Genomic DNA, 16,155 nt, shown 5'->3' with positions numbered 1-16,155 from the left:
AAATTTTAAAGTTTCATTAAAATGTTTAATTTTGCAGTCTATTTCAATATTTAGTTAAGCTTGCACATGAAAATCCAGAAGGCATTCTTTGCCCTTGCTCAAATAATTACCCTTGTATTGCTGTTAGTTGCAAATAGCTTTATTTTGGATTTTATAATGAATATTGAAAATGGGTATGAAAAATCTGCAAATCATTTTGATCTAAAAGAATGCCAAACTAGCCCATCCGGTTTAGTTTTTGGATTTGATCCCAAACATTTTTCAATAGAAACACGAAAAATGCCTTCTGGCAAATCCTTATCTGAGTTATTTAGGAATAATGACATCAATGGGCCTAAATCCGAAAAACTCATTAAAAACATTTCAGAGCTTATCGATTTAAGAAATCTTAGATCCGGAAATACCTATGGGTTCATAGCCTCAAATCCATGCATCGAACCGGATTATTTCATTTATGAAATTGATGCTTCGAAGTATTTAACATGTGAATTAAAAGGAGATCATTGCGTTAACCTCCAATACCGTAACTCCGAATTAAAACGAGAACATGCTTCCGGGATCATTGAATCTTCCCTCTGGAATGCCTTAGAAGGTCAAAATCTATCATTAGATTTAATTGATCAAATGGAAGACGCCTTGTCGTCCTCCGTTGACTTTCACCATGTACAAAGAGGAAATACCTTCAAATTAATATACAATCGCCTATATATCGAAGGAAAACCAACACAATCCGGCGATTTATTAGCAGCATATTTCGAAACAGATTATGGAGAGCATTTTTCTATTTCGTTCAAACCAAACAACAAAAAAGGTTTTTACAATCTAAAAGGGAGCCCAATGGTAAGTCGATTTTTACAAGCACCCGTTCGGTTCTCCAGAATAAGTTCAGGCTTTAATATGCGCCGCTTTCATCCTGTGTTAAAATATTCAAGACCACATTTAGGTACTGATTATGCAGCTCCTATGGGACTCCAATTTTATCTGTTGGGGCCGGAGTCGTTGAAGCAGCATCTTATACTTCAGGTAATGGAAATTTTGTAAAAATAAGACACGATAACACGTATCAAACTCAATACTTGCATATGTCAAAATTTGCAAAAGGCATTCGCAAAGGAACTCCCGTTGGTCAAGGTCAGGTCATTGGATATGTTGGATCTACTGGATTGGCAAGTGGCCCCCATGTGTGTTTTAGATTTTGGAAAAATGGAGTTCAAGTCAATCACAGAAACTTACATTTTCCATCGCCAGATCCTCTACCAAAAAATCAGCTCGAGGAATACTTCAAACATCGTGACAACATAGTCCAGGAATTAAACTCAATACAATTTAGTACTGCTATAAATACGAATAAAAATTCTTAGAAAGAAGTTATTTGATTCTTTTTAAGGTAAATCCAAATGTAGTTCCGAATCCTTCCTTACTTCTCACATGTAGTTTTTGTCCATGTGCTTCTACAATATGCTTTACAATAGACAATCCTAATCCACTGCCACCTGCTTCTCTGGATCTACTCTTATCAACTCTATAAAAACGGTCAAAAACATGTTTAATATGTTCTTCTGGAATGCCAATTCCATTGTCACTTACTTCGATTAAAATTTCCTGATCAAGATCATACAAACTCAACTTAGTAAATCCACCTTCTTTCCCATATTTAATGGAGTTATTGATTAAATTTGTCAAAACGATATGCAGGTATTCTTTGGCAGCTTCTACATGATAATCCAGTTCTGTCCCTTTTTTAAATTTTAGCTTAATGTTTTTGGCTGCTGCCAATGAGGCATTCTCTTCAAATACTTCATCGATTAATTCTCTAATGTTTACTGCATCTAATTCAAGGGTCTCCTGCCCAGATTCTAATTTATAAACAATATTCAAATCATCTATGATTGATTGAAGTCGCTGGGAATTTTTATATGCTTTTTCAAGAAAATTTCTATTCACATTTGGATCTTCCAAGCCCCCATCCAACAAGGTCTGGAGATAGCCTTGAATATTAAATACAGGTGTTTTAAGTTCATGGGAAACATTTCCTATATACTCTTTTCTGTATTTTTCTAAGTGCGTCTGCTGATCCAACTCCATATTCTTTTTAATTATCCAAGATTCGACGTCTTGTTCAATTTGAGTAAACATAGAGGAATCAGATCCATTTGGCATTTGCTTGAATTCACCACCCAACTTGGAATCACTTATTAATTTATAAAGCAACTTAAGTCTTTTCGAAACGAGTGCCGTGATAAATAATTTTAGTGTAATATATGAGATCCCAAATAAGATCCAGAGATAAATAAATATATAAACTGCCTGGCTTGAAATAATGTTTAAGCCGATTAAAAGCAAATAAAACAGTACAAAAACTATAGAAATAATTAAACTAACTATTGCCGAAAATTTCCGAACAGATATGTTTTTTAAAAAGTCATATTTCAAATTTATACCCAACACCCTTAATAGTTTTGATAAAGGAATCATCTAACTTCTCCCTTAATTTGCGAACATGTACATCAATGGTTCGATCGCCAACAATTACTTCTTTACCCCAAATACGATCTAATATCTCATCTCTTTTAAATACTTTCCCAGGATAAGAAGCCAACAAATATAGAAGTAAAAATTCTTTTTTTGCAAACTCCAACCTAATTCCATTAAATAGTACTTCCATTTTTAATGGATTTATACTCAAATTGTCGAAACTGATTATTTGGTCTTCTTCAATGGCCAGGGGATTTAATTTTCTTCTTATGATTGCCTTAATTCGACTAAATAACACTTTTGTTTTAACCGGTTTCTGTATAAAATCATCTCCACCCTGATCCAAAGCTTCAATTTGGGTTTCATCGTCCGTTCGTGCAGTTAAAAAAATAATAGATATGGTAGCCCAATCTGGATGCTTTCTGATTTCCTCGCATGTACGTATTCCATCCATTACGGGCATCATAATATCTAATAATATTAAATCCGGAACTTGTTTTTTTATAGATTCTAAAGCCAACGCCCCATTGGCAGCTGTTTGAACATCGTACCCTTCCTTAATCAAATTATATGAAAGAAAACTCAAGGATGTCCGGCTCGTCATCAACTAATAAAATTTTATACTTAATCATGTTGTTAAAACACTCAAAATGTAAGGATGGATTTAAGTCAATATTAAGAAATTATTAATTATTTTTCGCAGAATCCTTTACAAGCTGGATAATTTGCTTTTCAAGTAGTTCCTGCTCACTAATATTCTTCTTATAGAATTGTTGAATTTGATTAAAATTATCTATACTTAAATTCCTTGTACGTAAGATGTCAATAACTTTTAGAGCCATTATACTGTCCTTTATTGGCCCAGGAAGTTCACTAAACTGAGCATCAACCAGATAAATTTCAGCCATTAAACTTGCAAATTCATTTTTATTGAATTTTAACTCAGATTCTGGAGATTTTTCAGAACACGAAATCATAACACAAACTAAAAATACACTAAACCTTTTAAGAAGCATCATGAATTCAAAATTAACTTTGGAATATAAATGTCTTTAATTTCAAAATCCTTGAAAGATATGGCATGACTAAGCGGTTGATTTACTTCTGTACAAACCACACAACAAGTAGGCACCAACCCTGTATATGGGTTTTTAAACTGGCTTGCCAATTCCTCCAACGTAGGGTTATGACCAAATAGTAAGATTGAGTTCAAGTTGGCCGGAATTTTATTCAAACAATGTATGTAGTCTATTGCAGAACCAAAATACAGCTTTTCATTTTGCACAATTTCCGAATCTTCAAGCCCGATCGTTTTAGCAAAATAGGAGGCTGTTGCCAGTGCCCTTTCAGCTGGACTAGAAATCAAGATTACCTTACCTAAATTTCCAGCATTTGCAAGATAAGCTGCCATTTTTGGAGCTGTTTCTAAACCACGGGCATTCAAAGGCCTTTCTATGTCTGAAAGATTGGCATTATTCCAAGAAGATTTAGCGTGTCGAATAAAATAAACATTCATACTAAAGTATCTCTAATATTGGCCCAAATCTACTAACTTTGCTGGTTAAGTACTAATTCATCGTGCATTCAAGCCGTCATCCATTAAATTTTGAACACATTGACTACGAAATTCGAGAGAAGGACTTAGTTTATTTTAAAAACAGCATCGATCAAGGATGTATTAGAAAAGCAAATCAAACCGGTAAATCTCGCTGGAATTATTTAATTAAATTTGAATCCAATCTGGTAGAATTAGAAATCTACTACAATTCTAAAAATATTCGCTCTTTCCAATGTGGATGTGGCGCTAAGTCCCCCGGAAAATATTGCAAACATGCATTAATTGCTTCAATTTGGCATTTTCAGAATATTCATTTAAATGTTACACCCACCTCTGTTAATTTTAAAAATAAATCGCAATCTTTTAGTTCATTCAGCAAAGAAGATCTCAGTTATGTATTAACTGCTCTTTGTCAAAATAATAACAATAACAAACAATGGGTTCACTTCATTCTAACAGGCCGCACCATTACGGAAAAGCCCTATTTAAAATACACCCAACTGCTATTGGAAATCAATCACTTTCTAGAAGCTTCCAGCAAAAATCCTGCAACCAGGATGAAAAACAAATTAGAAGTTCTTGAAGAACTATATCAAATTTCATTTTATCATTACAATCATTCAAATATTGAAGAAGCTACAGAATCACTCTTAGCAGGTATCCATTTTATACATAGTACGGCAGATTATACTATTTTTAAAAATTTCACGAAACTCATCCAGATGAATGATAAGTTTCATACTGCCTTTATACAATTTTGTCAATTAATTGTTGCACCCATTGCTTTAAGTAAAATACATAAACTGACCTATGAATGCGCAACTTCGAAAGATTATCTGGTTTTAACTAGAAATTCAAATCTCTTTGAGCGTTTGTTATTAAAGAAATCTTTTCAACAGCAATTTAACAAAGAGGGATTTGAGCATTTATTGCAAAAAATATATTTTAATATTCCCGATGATTTCAAATACAATATCTTAGATTACTTATATCAAGTTAATTCAGAACAACTAATTCAATTTTTACTGAAGCATGAAATTCAATCAAATTTTTATACCAGTCTTAATTGGCTAAATTCTAGGAAAGTTAGTTTGCCATCAATTTATTTAATTAATTACTATAAAAATATTTATGCGATTGCTGCCCCTGATTTAAAAAAATACATCGGACATCTTTATTTAAATTTATTAAACACGAATGATCAAAATGCACTTGATGTTTTTCTGTTATTATTTTATCAAGATAGCAAAGATCCTACCTTTCTTAAATTATACTTCAATGGAAATCACTCTTTAGAAACTTATATTGAAGCAAAAGAGTTTTTACAAAAATCACAAAGTACTAATTTGTTGCCTGAAAAAACATTATTGGATTTAAGTTATTTTAGTCAGCAATACACAATATTCTTTCATGAACTTCGCACAACAACTGATTTACATTTATTAGAAAAATATGATTTGGATTTACCAGATGAATTAGCTGTAGAATACATCAAAATATACATCTCTTTTTATGAGAAATATTTAAATGAGCATGCTGGATATCAAGCAAATCAAAAACTTGAATTCAGCCTAAGAAGGATAAGAAATAATTTTAGCAAATCACACTATCTTGAATTTTTAAACACAATTAAAAAATTATTTCCTGATAGAAAATTAATAAAGCAACTTTTAAATTAATATGAAATACCTTACTTTATTGCTGGGATTTCTTTATTTATCCTGCGAACATTCAAAGCCGATTCCAACGATTCCAGAATGGACTAAGAACAGTACCATTTATGAAATTATGCCACGGCAATATTCAGAAACCAAAAACCTCAAAGGGATCACGATGGAATTAGACAGAATTAAAAGTTTTTTCTTTAACACACTTGTTATATTACCCCTGTTTGAACGCGACGAAGCTGGAAATGCATACAATCCAGTGAGTCCATTTGCATTAAAGTCATTTAATCAAATTGATCCAAATTTTGGACAAGAAAAGGAATTGGAAGAACTTATAGATTCCGTTCATTCAAAAGGATTGAAAATTCTTATGGAATGGAATCTTTCTGTAACGGGTCCAAATCACCCTTGGAGATTAGAAAATCCGGAATACTACAAATCCGATACAAAAATTATTGACAAAAGATACAATCAAGATTATATTAAATTAAATTTAGAAAACAAATCGCTTCAATCAAAATTATACAAATCTTATAAGGATTTTTTTAAGAAATTTGAATTTGATGGCGTTGTCTTATACGATTGCAATTTATATCCTTCAGATTTTTTAAATAAAATTCAAACTGCGGTGAATCGAAAGGATGGGTTTGCCCTTATGGAACATAGCTCCACCATTACCAATGGATTTCATTTTCACAGCAATTCAGGTTTATACCAAAGATTTCAAAAAATTGACTCCGAGGGTTCAAATATCGATGACTTAAACATTGTTGTTGACAGTTGCAGTAACATTCCCTTACTAAATTATGTGCAAGACAACTTAATAAACGAGCGACATGGTTCAGATGTAAATGCCTTTTACAATACCTACAAGTATTTCCATACACTTACATTTTTTCTTCCCGGCATCCAATGGATATTAAATGGGCAAGAAGGCCCGCAATTTGAACGGATTAGTATTTTTTCAAGTCATCCATTTTCCAGGCAGTATAAATTCAATAATGATTTCTTTAGAAGCATGGCCATGCAAAAATTTAAAAATCCAGCACTTTGGAATCTTGATACAACAAATTTGCCAGTTCGGATTTCCAATTCAAAGGAGGTATTAGCCCTTGAAAGAAAATCCGGAAATTATGGCATTGTGATGCTCTTTAATTTAACAAATAAAGTTGTTCAATTTCAAATCGATAGAGATTATTCAAATTATTACGAAATCTTTAATAAAGTTCCTTTAAATTTTATTAAAAACACAGATTTACAATTAGGACCGTATCAATCCCTATTGTTTTCAAACGTTTTATAAATGGAATTAGAAGTTTGGTGGATTGGAAAAACAACTGACAGTTATCTACATCAAGGGCTCTCCATTTATTTAAAAAAGATTGGTCACTATGCCAATGTAAATACAAGAGAGTTCAAGGAAGCAAAAGGCTTAAAAAACATCCAATCAATAAAACAATTTGAAACACCGGCATTAATTAAAGCGATTCAAACACCTGGAATTTTACCAATATTGTTGGATGAAGGCGGAACGCAATATTCATCTTTAGAATTTGCTAACTGGTTATCAAAAAATGCACATACATCAAACAGAAAATTGTGTTTCATTATTGGAGGCGCCTATGGTTTTTCAGAAGAGATTAAGAACCATGTTCCGACTAAAATTGCGCTTTCCGAAATGACATTCACGCATCAAATGATTCGATTAATATTTTTAGAGCAATTATATAGAGCGTTCACAATAATAAATAAAATCCCATATCATAATGAATAGTCTCCCACCTTTAATGACCTATGGATTAATATTATCTATACTTGTGATATCAAGTATAGGATTTTCTAAATCAAATATCATTCAGGACTATAGCCATTTTCCATATTTGGAAAAAAGGAATCGGCAGTTTTACCGTTGGTTGAGTTGTGGTTTTCTTCATGCAAATTGGTTGCATCTTGGCTTAAATTTATTTGTACTTTATCAATTTGGCAGTACAATTGAACATGTCTATAAAGCACAATTTGGATTTTATGTCGGTGGATTCCTGTTTATTTTAATTTATTTTATAATTTTGATAGCAGGATGCATTCCAACCTATTTTCATCATTTAAACAATACGCGTTATTCAAGCATTGGGGCTTCTGGAGCCATATCAGGAATTCTATTTATCTATGTGCTTTATTATCCGTTTCAATTATTGTATCTTTTTGGAATGGTGCCTATCCCAGCAATTTTATTTGCCTCATTGTACCTAATTTATTCATGGTGGGCATCTAAAAACCCCAACGATCACATAGACCATTATGCACATTTTTATGGCTCAATAATAGGCTTATTCTTAGGACTCCTGGTAAAATATATTTTGTAGAATAATTTGTATCCTACAGTATTTATTAAGCTTCATCCATAAATGGATATTCAAATTGTACAGGAGGAATAAAATTTTCCTTTATCGTGCGAGGTGAAACCCAACGTAATAAATTTAAATGAGAACCAGCCTTATCGTTTGTTCCCGAACCTCTGGCCCCACCAAAAGGTTGCTGACCCACAACAGCCCCAGTTGGTTTATCATTAATATAAAAATTGCCGGCGGAATTTCTTAAAGCATGGGCAGCATGGATCGTAGCATATCGATCCTTACAAAACAAAGCCCCAGTCAATGCATAGGGTGATGTGCTATCAACTGTTTTTAATATTTCATTGAATTTTAAATCTTCGTATACATAAACAGTTAAAACGGGTCCAAATAGTTCGTCACACATGGTACTGTAATGTGGATTGGTCGTTTTAATAATCGTGGGTTGAATAAAATATCCCTTGGATTTGTCAGAATGCCCTCCAAAAATAATCTCAGCTTCAGGATCCTTTTTTGCTGCTACTAGATACGATGTAATTTTGTCAAATGCTTTCTCATCAATAACTGCATTGATAAAATTAGTAAAATCATACGGATCCCCCATTTTTATTGATTTCAACATGCTTAGACAATGATTACTAACCTCCTGCCATAAGCTATTCGGAATATAAGCACGAGAGGCTGCACTGCATTTTTGACCTTGAAACTCAAATGCTCCCCGAATCATTGCCACTGCTAGTTGCAGAGGATCGGCTGAAGGATGTGCCAGGATAAAATCTTTACCCCCTGTCTCCCCTACTAAACGAGGAAAAGAATGATACGTATCTAAATTCTGTGCAACTTTATTCCAAATTGATTTAAAAACTTGTGTTGACCCTGTAAAATGAATTCCTGCAAATTCCCGATGATTAAAAATCACTTCCCCTGCAACGGATCCTTCCACAAATACTAAATTGATAACACCCGCAGGCAATCCAGCTTCAATCAATATATCCATTATCAGTGAAGCAGAATAAATTTGGGTTTCCGCAGGTTTCCAAACGACTACATTGCCCATAAGTGCTGGTGCACATGGCAAATTCCCTGCAATCGATGTAAAATTAAATGGCGTTAATGCAAATACGAATCCTTCCAATGGACGGTATTGCATTTGATTCCAAATGCCTGGAGCAGATTCAGGTTGCTGAGAATAAATCTCCGTCATAAAACGCACGTTAAAACGTAAAAAGTCGCAAAACTCACAAACCGCATCAATTTCAGCTTGAAATATATTTTTGGATTGACCCAACATCGTCATGGCATTCATTCGAGCCCTGTACTTTCCTGAAATTAAATCGGCCGCTTTTAAAAAAATGGATGCCCGATCAGCCCAAGGCATGGCTTCCCAATTTTCTTTAGCATCAAGAGCAGCTATTATTGCTTGTTGCACATGACTGGTATTGCCTTTATGATAATGAGCAATTTTATGACCTATATTATGAGGCTGAAAAATATCTTTTTGAACATCACTGGTTACTTTTTTACCATTTATGGTCATCCCTATATCCAATACATTGGATTGCAATTCGTCGAGGGCACTTTTTACTTCCAATTTTTCTTTAGAACCTGACCGATAATTTAAAACAGGTTCATTTGAAACCATTGGAATATTTACTATTAAATTTGACATTTACTGGGTTTTAAAAGTTAATACATTTATTATATCAGGAACAAAAGCTTTTACATCCGCTTTTCCTAAAATTAATTCTCTTACAATGGTACTGCTCACATGTGATAATTCTGGTTTTGCAATAAAAAAAACAGTCTCAATTTTATTTACTAATGTGTGATTAATTTGAGAAATGGTTTTTTCGTAATCAAAATCCGATGCATTTCGTATCCCTCTAACCAAATAGTTTGCATTGATCGCTTCACAAAATAAAGCGGTAAGTCCATTATAACTTGTAACGGTTACTTTTGATTCATTTTCAAATAATAATTCAATCCACTGCAACCGTTGCTCTAATGAAAACAAGGTTTTCTTTTGGGAGTTTTCACCGATAGCAATTACAATTTTATCAAACAAAGGCAAGGCCCGAAGAACGACATCCTGATGTCCTTTTGTAATTGGATCAAAAGATCCCGGGAAAACAGCTATTTTGTTCATCCTATCTTGATTTTGTGCAAAGATAGGACGCCTTCATCCAGATATTGAAGCTTCGGAATCGAATTCCATTCAAGATTCAAGCTTTTAATCAATATTTCTCAAATAAGCTATTAAAACCTGCTACATACCAATTAATTACAATAATAATCAATAATTTCGCCCTAAATTAATAGATGTATGAAGTTTGACATTATCGTAATTGGTTCCGGTCCGGGAGGCTATGTTGCAGCCATCAGAGCAGCTCAACTTGGCAAACAGGTAGCAATTGTTGAACGTGAATCCTTAGGAGGAATTTGCTTAAATTGGGGCTGCATTCCTACAAAAGCCTTATTAAAAAGCGCCCAAGTTTTTGAATATATAAAACATGCATCAGATTATGGCATTCAGGTAAATGAAGCCAAAGCTGATTTTAGTAATATTGTTAAAAGAAGCAGAAATGTAGCCGATGGCATGAGTAAAGGCATCCAATTTTTAATGAAAAAAAATAAAATTCAAGTATTAATGGGTACTGCCAAACTTCTTAAAGATAAAAAAATAGAAGTTACAGATGGCTCCGGAAAGAAAGATTTATTTACAGCAGATCACATCATCATTGCAACGGGTGGTCGCGCAAAGGCATTGCCTAATTTACCCATAGATGGCAAACACATAATTGATTATAGAAAAGCAATGTCATTAGATGCTCTTCCTAAGAAAATGGTTGTTGTTGGTGCCGGTGCAATCGGTGTTGAATTTGCCTATTTTTATAATGCATTAGGTACTCAGGTAACTATTGTAGAATTTATGGAACAAGGTTTGGTTCCAAGGGAAGATGCCGATATTTCAAAAGAATTAACCAAGATTTTCAAAAAAGCGGGCATTCAAACTTTAGCGAATACCAGTGTAGAAAAAGTTGAAAAAACAAAGGAGGGCTTAATCGTTATTACAAAAGACCGAAAGGATTCAAAGGAAACCAAAATTGAATGCGATATCGTTTTATCAGCTGCTGGTGTAACTGCAAATATTGAAAATCTAGGTTTGGAAGATCTGGGTGTCCTCATTGAAAAAGGCCTTATTAAGGTGGATGCTCATTACAAAACAAATATTCCAGGAATTTATGCCATAGGTGATGTAACTCCGGGTCAAGCATTGGCTCATGTTGCCAGTGCAGAAGGGATCATCTGTGTCGAGGCAATAGCTGGTCACAATCCGGAAGCCATTGACTATAACAATATCCCAGGTTGTACCTATTGCAGTCCGGAAATTGCTTCCGTTGGATATACCGAACAATCCGCAAAAGATGCAGGATTTGAAATTCTGGTTGGAAAATTTCCGTTTTCTGCATCTGGAAAAGCCAGTGCTGCAGGAGCAAAAGAGGGTTTTGTAAAAGTCATTTTTGATAAAAAATATGGCGAATTTTTAGGAGCACACATGATTGGCATGAATGTTACTGAAATGATTGCTGAGATTGTAGTTGCCAGAAAATTAGAAACTACCGGTCATGAAATTATTAAATCGATACATCCTCACCCTACAATGTCAGAAGCCATTATGGAAGCTGCAGCAGCAGCCTATGGTGAAGTAATCCATTTATAATGCACGGAATGCCTGAAAAGAAATACATTCGATCCTACATAAAATCGAACCTTTACGTCGAATAATTAATACGGGATTCCCAGTTTTCTATAAATAAAATGCAATAACCAGGCAGGACCAATTAGTAAAAATTGCACATCCTTTAAAAATGAAGGCTTCTTGCCCTCTATTTTATGTCCAATAAATTGACCAATCCAGGCTAAAGTAAATAGTATCACTAAGGTCCATAAAGAACTGCATGCATTAAGCTGACAATAGGCCATGAGCTCCCAATTTGCATAAAGCAATAGATAACTAAGTACCAGAAAGCCTGCAAACATTCCAATCGACAATCTGATATAATAAATTAAGCTCAGAAACAAAACAAGCCCAGCCCAATTTAAATAAAAATTTGCAGGAATAAACTGTGGAATTGGAATATGCATCAATAAGCCTACTAAACTAAAAAGTATTGCCGGAATACAAATCCAATGAATTCGTTTATTAAGCTTATTTTGATGACTTTCACCGTAAGTATTTAACAGTTGATCAAATGTTTGCATGGTTTAAAAATTAAACTTTGATAATTTAATTAATATTTTTTTGCATATGTCGATGTAAAATATTGACTTCAATAAATGCTTCTCCAACCGTTTCGTAATGTTGTTTTAAATAAAAAGGAACCGCAACATCTCTAGCATGCAAAATGATTTTGGTAAATCCTTTTGACTTTGCCCAATTTTCAGCTTCTTTAACTACAAATTGACCAATTCCACTATTTTGGAGCGCTGTTTCTACTGCCACTTGTCGCATCTGCAGACAATTTACGGAATCTAATTTGAAAGATAAACAAGCCAGTAAATTCCCATCCTCAGAAAAGGCTCCAAAATGAAATTCTTCTGATTCTGATTCCAGTTGCTCCTCAGTAAATTCAAGGTTTAATGGAATCCTTAAAACTGCAGTCCGTAGTGCAATTGCAGCATCGTATTCTGGACTCATATACAATATTGGCAAAAAATGCATGTGTGTTAAATTAATGATACGTATCGAATATTTTCTTTGCGGTGATCATAGAATCTGAAAAATTATCTAAATTTATATGATTGATAAGTCCACGGCTTTTAAAATATGAAATTAAATGCTCCGTTGGCATGTTTCCTGTTAAATCATCTTTAGCCATTGGACAGCCACCGTATCCATAAATGGCGCCATCAAATCGATAACATCCAGATTCGAACGCTGCTATTAACTTTTCTTCCCACAATTCAGGTACTGTATGAAAATGCGCACCAAATTCTATTTGCGGATAAACTGGTATTAAATGGCTAAACAAATAGCGGATCGATTCCGGTTCGGCTACACCTATTGTGTCTGACAATGCTACAGTATTAATTCCTAATTTATATAAAGCATCAACCCAATGCAAAACAATTTCAGCATTCCAGGGATCTCCATACGGATTTCCGAAAGCCATTGATATATATATAAGCATTTGTTTTCCACTTTTTGAACACAATTCCTGAATTTGCTTAATTCGTTCAACAGAATCCGGTATACTCGAATTTGTATTGCGAATTTGGAATGTTTCTGAAACAGAAAATGGATAACCAACAAATCGTATTTGAGGGTATAAAATGGCTTCTTCAGCTCCTCGTTTGTTGGCAACTATTGCTATGAGTTTTGTATTAGAGTCTTCTAAATTTAAATGCTCAACAACTTGATGTGTATCCTGCATCTGAGGAATTGCCTTAACCGAAACAAAACTTCCAAAATCCAATGCATCAAACCCGGTATCGATTAATTGTTGGAGGTATTTAATTTTAAGATCTGTTGGCACAAAGTCATGTAACCCTTGCATTGCATCACGTGGACATTCAATTAATTTTATAGAGTGACTCATTTGCCTGTATCTTTACAGTTCAACTCGAATGCTGTATTCAACAGCCCAAAAATACTATGGAAATCAGAAAAAGAAGCGTACTCCTTGTTTTAGGATTCTTGATGTTTGTTATCGGGATGCTATCCTTAATCCTGAGTATGGTCGGAGTTAGCCTTAGTTTTATGCTTCCTATTGATAATTTAGGCATCCTTTGGGCAACCAGCTTTAAATTATGTATGGTTGTATTTGGCTTAGTACTTTTCTACATTTTAATAACAAATAGGTAAAATTGTAATATTTTAACCTAACATTAGTACTAAATTAGTTGAATTTTACGTCCTTTACATACTAATTTGTCAAGATGAGCCAAATTTATTATTACGACGCCCATAAAATAGAATCTGGTCACAGAAGAACCGGAATACTAATATCCGCCATAATTCACGCCCTGTTATTATTAATTTTCTTTTTAAGGATTTTAGATTTTTCAAAAGAGCCAGAGCAAGAAATTGGAGTTGAAATCCTTTTACCCAGCCAAATTGTAATGGAAGAACCTCCGATAGCCACTGGAGGTGGATCTAGTCCCGGGCCAGAATCGGAGGAAGCCCAACAAGGCGGATCAAAAGGAAGTGAAGCAAAACCTGCCTTAGAAGAAATGGAAAAGCAAATCGACCGAGCTGAACCACAAAAAACAATCCCAGTTCCTACGACACCAGCTCCTAAACCCGTATTGGTTGAAGCAGAGCCTCAAGTCGTAAAGGTGGATCCTCCAAAAGTTGAAACACATACCCCTACAACACGTCCAAGTCCTGAAGTTATAAAACCTCCAGTCGAAACCAAACCAGCACCTTCAACCGGTGGGGCTCATGGAACATCCGGTAATGCCTCAACAGGTGACGATGATAATCCGGGAAGTGGTGGTACTGGCACAGGAACTGGAACAGGAACAGGTGCTGGACCTGCAAATTCAGGCTCAGGAGCAGGCGGAGGTGGTGGCACAGGTTCTGGAACAGGTACCGGCTCCGGAGATGGTGTAGGTGTTGACTTTGATGAAACGGGTCCGCTTAAGCGAAAACCAATTTGGAGACCCGATTTAAAAGATCTTGCTAGAGTCAATGCACAAATTGTTGTGTTTAATATGTGTATAAATCGGGAAGGTTTAGTTACTTATATAAAATACAATCCAAAGTTGTCAAAAACAAAAGATATGAAGTTTATTTTGGAAGCACAACGAAAAATGCAACAATATAAATTTCAGGTAGATCAAAAAGCACCGAAAAAAGAATGCGGAACCTATACCTTTAATGCTGCCGGCATGATACAAAGATTAAATTAAAAGTCTTCGTACAATAGGTATTTCTTTCTTTTTACCATAAACTTTTTAATACCAGCTTGCCAGGTTTTTCTAATTTCTGCTTCGGTATAACCGGCTATTAAATTTATCCGAAGATTAGCAGTTCCTGCAAGTTTATCAAAAAATAAATTCTTTAAAAAGAAGCTGTCTTTATTGGGTATTTTTTGGAATGCATCTATAAGATACTTTAACTGAATTTTCTTTGATTTTCTTAAATCCATTAAATTAAGCGTGCGTAAATCAAGTCCAAAGCACATTTGATTTTTCCATGGCGGATTCATGGCTTCCGTGCGGGAGATTGGAGTAAAACTAAATGGATATTTATTAAAAAAAAGTGGATGACCATAAATAAGAAACGGCCAATCAGTCCCTCTACCTACACTTAAGCTCGTTCCCTCAAAAAAACAAAGAGAAGGATACAACAATACAGCTAATTGATTCTTTAAATTAGGTGAAGGATTGATAGGTAATTCATAAAATGACTTGTGAGTATAATTTATACAAGGAATAACTTTTAATTGAAGCTTGTTTCCAGATTTTATCCAACCTTCTCCTTTAATCATCTTTGCAAGTTCACCTATAGTCATTCCATAAACAATTGGAATGGGGTCAACACCGATAAAACTTTTACAACAACTATCTAATACAGGGCCGTCAACAAAATAACCATTCGGATTGGGTCTATCCAAAACTATAAGAGGAATTCCGTTTTCAGCACACGCTTCCATAACATAATGCAAGGTGCTTATATACGTAAAAAAACGGACCCCAACATCTTGAATATCAAATAGTATGCAATCCACATCCTTAAGATCTTCGGTACTGGGTTTAGATTTTTTTCCATAAATAGAAACTATAGGCAATCCCGTTTTGAAGTCTATTTGATTTTCAATTGTTCCCCCAGCCTCTATTTCTCCTCGAAATCCATGCTCTGGGGCAAATATTTTAACAATTTGAATCTCTTTATCTAACAAGGTATCCACTAAATGGATTTGGTCCAACTTCGAACTATGGTTTACTACTAACCCAACTCGCTTCCCATTCAATAAATTCAAATAGGAATCCATACGAAAGGCTCCGGGTAAAATTATTTTTGGCTTTGAATACACCAGTTCTGCAAAAGCATTTAATTTTGATTGCGTTAAATAACTTAATACTAAAAACAAGAGAA

17 protein-coding genes and 1 pseudogene are annotated in these 16,155 nt (G+C 34.3%); 8 read left to right on the top strand and 10 right to left on the bottom strand.

Annotation, left to right across the window (positions count from 1 at the left end):
- Positions 1-66: 66 nt before the first annotated feature.
- Complete coding sequence (locus tag IPK91_01855) at positions 67-1,041, top strand: hypothetical protein (GenBank protein ID MBK8296036.1); 975 nt, start codon at positions 67-69, stop codon at positions 1,039-1,041.
- The gene (locus IPK91_01850) at positions 975-1,361 is read left to right on the top strand and encodes a M23 family metallopeptidase (GenBank protein ID MBK8296035.1); all 387 of its coding nucleotides are present in this window, start codon (positions 975-977) and stop codon (positions 1,359-1,361) included. Before IPK91_01855 ends, IPK91_01850 begins: the two co-directional genes overlap by 67 nt.
- A 7-nt stretch (positions 1,362-1,368) precedes the next feature.
- Here IPK91_01850 and IPK91_01845 read toward each other — a convergent pair whose 3' ends face one another.
- The 4 genes and pseudogenes from IPK91_01845 to IPK91_01830 all read right to left on the bottom strand — a co-directional run bounded on the left by IPK91_01845 (position 1,369) and on the right by IPK91_01830 (position 3,991).
- Positions 1,369-2,211 (bottom strand): sensor histidine kinase, encoded by an 843-nt coding sequence (locus IPK91_01845; protein ID MBK8296034.1) that lies wholly within the window; start codon positions 2,209-2,211, stop codon positions 1,369-1,371.
- Between the two features lie 211 nt (positions 2,212-2,422).
- A pseudogene (locus IPK91_01840) lies at positions 2,423-3,107 on the bottom strand (response regulator transcription factor).
- A 54-nt stretch (positions 3,108-3,161) separates the two neighbouring features.
- A complete protein-coding gene (locus IPK91_01835) occupies positions 3,162-3,494 on the bottom strand; it encodes a hypothetical protein (protein MBK8296033.1) in 333 nt (110 codons plus the stop codon).
- Positions 3,491-3,991, bottom strand: a complete 501-nt coding sequence (locus IPK91_01830; GenBank protein MBK8296032.1) for a histidine phosphatase family protein — start codon at positions 3,989-3,991, stop codon at positions 3,491-3,493. The genes IPK91_01835 and IPK91_01830 overlap by 4 nt, the downstream gene beginning before the upstream one ends.
- Before the next feature lie 62 nt (positions 3,992-4,053).
- On the opposite strand from IPK91_01830, the gene IPK91_01825 reads away from it, so the two are divergent.
- The 4 genes from IPK91_01825 to IPK91_01810 are packed head-to-tail and all read left to right on the top strand — an operon-like array spanning position 4,054 to position 8,063.
- A complete protein-coding gene (locus IPK91_01825) occupies positions 4,054-5,712 on the top strand; it encodes a hypothetical protein (GenBank protein MBK8296031.1) in 1,659 nt (552 codons plus the stop codon).
- Position 5,713: 1 nt separating this feature from the next.
- A complete protein-coding gene (locus IPK91_01820; protein MBK8296030.1) occupies positions 5,714-7,003 on the top strand; it encodes a hypothetical protein in 1,290 nt (429 codons plus the stop codon).
- A complete protein-coding gene (locus tag IPK91_01815) occupies positions 7,004-7,474 on the top strand; it encodes a 23S rRNA (pseudouridine(1915)-N(3))-methyltransferase RlmH (protein MBK8296029.1) in 471 nt (156 codons plus the stop codon).
- Positions 7,467-8,063 carry a rhomboid family intramembrane serine protease gene (locus tag IPK91_01810; protein MBK8296028.1) on the top strand — a complete coding sequence of 199 codons (597 nt, stop codon included), beginning with the start codon at positions 7,467-7,469 and terminating at the stop codon, positions 8,061-8,063. Before IPK91_01815 ends, IPK91_01810 begins: the two co-directional genes overlap by 8 nt.
- A gap of 25 nt (positions 8,064-8,088) precedes the next feature.
- Here IPK91_01810 and pruA read toward each other — a convergent pair whose 3' ends face one another.
- Positions 8,089-9,720, bottom strand: a complete 1,632-nt coding sequence (pruA, locus tag IPK91_01805) for an L-glutamate gamma-semialdehyde dehydrogenase (GenBank protein ID MBK8296027.1) — start codon at positions 9,718-9,720, stop codon at positions 8,089-8,091.
- Positions 9,721-10,197 carry a pantetheine-phosphate adenylyltransferase gene (coaD, locus tag IPK91_01800; GenBank protein ID MBK8296026.1) on the bottom strand — a complete coding sequence of 159 codons (477 nt, stop codon included), beginning with the start codon at positions 10,195-10,197 and terminating at the stop codon, positions 9,721-9,723.
- A gap of 177 nt (positions 10,198-10,374) precedes the next feature.
- On the opposite strand from coaD, the gene lpdA reads away from it, so the two are divergent.
- The gene (gene lpdA / locus IPK91_01795; protein MBK8296025.1) at positions 10,375-11,772 is read left to right on the top strand and encodes a dihydrolipoyl dehydrogenase; all 1,398 of its coding nucleotides are present in this window, start codon (positions 10,375-10,377) and stop codon (positions 11,770-11,772) included.
- Between the two features lie 65 nt (positions 11,773-11,837).
- Here lpdA and IPK91_01790 read toward each other — a convergent pair whose 3' ends face one another.
- From IPK91_01790 to IPK91_01780, 3 genes are read right to left on the bottom strand one after another with little or no spacing between them, the layout of a single operon-like run.
- The gene (locus IPK91_01790) at positions 11,838-12,314 is read right to left on the bottom strand and encodes a DUF962 domain-containing protein (GenBank protein MBK8296024.1); all 477 of its coding nucleotides are present in this window, start codon (positions 12,312-12,314) and stop codon (positions 11,838-11,840) included.
- Between the two features lie 25 nt (positions 12,315-12,339).
- Positions 12,340-12,774 (bottom strand): GNAT family N-acetyltransferase, encoded by a 435-nt coding sequence (locus IPK91_01785; GenBank protein ID MBK8296023.1) that lies wholly within the window; start codon positions 12,772-12,774, stop codon positions 12,340-12,342.
- A gap of 10 nt (positions 12,775-12,784) precedes the next feature.
- Positions 12,785-13,651, bottom strand: coding sequence for a hydroxymethylglutaryl-CoA lyase (locus tag IPK91_01780; protein MBK8296022.1), 867 nt, complete (start codon positions 13,649-13,651; stop codon positions 12,785-12,787).
- A 340-nt stretch (positions 13,652-13,991) separates the two neighbouring features.
- Between IPK91_01780 and IPK91_01775 the strand changes: the two genes are divergently transcribed.
- Complete coding sequence (locus IPK91_01775; GenBank protein MBK8296021.1) at positions 13,992-14,966, top strand: hypothetical protein; 975 nt, start codon at positions 13,992-13,994, stop codon at positions 14,964-14,966.
- Here the strand turns inward: IPK91_01775 and IPK91_01770 are convergent.
- The gene (locus tag IPK91_01770) at positions 14,963-16,150 is read right to left on the bottom strand and encodes a DUF1343 domain-containing protein (protein MBK8296020.1); all 1,188 of its coding nucleotides are present in this window, start codon (positions 16,148-16,150) and stop codon (positions 14,963-14,965) included. The genes IPK91_01775 and IPK91_01770 overlap by 4 nt on opposite strands.
- Positions 16,151-16,155 lie beyond the last annotated feature (5 nt).

It is taken from the genome of Saprospiraceae bacterium (assembly GCA_016712145.1).
GTDB lineage: Bacteria > Bacteroidota > Bacteroidia > Chitinophagales > Saprospiraceae > Vicinibacter.
The sequence above is the reverse complement of the archived record's forward strand: the minus strand, read 5'-3'. Positions and strand labels throughout refer to the sequence as shown.